Here is a 336-nt window from a genome sequence, read left to right as displayed (position 1 = left end):
AGATCAGGTCGACGCTGGCGTCCGGAATGTGATCGCGCAGCACGTCGAGGTTGTCGCCGTAGTAGAGCCGGTTCGTCATCCGCTTCCTTCGGAACGCATCGGGAACGGCGCTCGCACCTGTACGTTATCGGCTGATTGCCGGAGTTTCCAGAGGAGACGGTTCATGGCCGACAAGAAGACATCCCCGAAAGCAGCGAAAGCGGCGTCCAAGACCTTGAGCGATGGGCGCACTGCAAAGGATTCGAAAACCGCGGCGGGGTCGGCATTGAGCCAAACGCCGGCGAAGAAGAAGGGCAAGAAATAACCCGCCCGGATTGAACCGGGCGGGCCTAAATA

General features: G+C 59.8%; 1 protein-coding gene. It reads left to right on the top strand.

Annotated features, from left to right (window positions below; all coding sequences use genetic code 11):
• Positions 1-304, top strand: a 304-nt coding sequence (locus ASE86_RS16350) for a hypothetical protein (protein WP_082441555.1), incomplete at its 5' end; no start/stop codon positions are given.
• Positions 305-336 lie beyond the last annotated feature (32 nt).

The organism is Sphingomonas sp. Leaf33 (assembly GCF_001421785.1).
Taxonomy (GTDB): domain Bacteria; phylum Pseudomonadota; class Alphaproteobacteria; order Sphingomonadales; family Sphingomonadaceae; genus Sphingomonas.
Note: the sequence above shows the minus strand (reverse complement) of the source record. Positions and strands in the feature narration are given on the sequence as shown.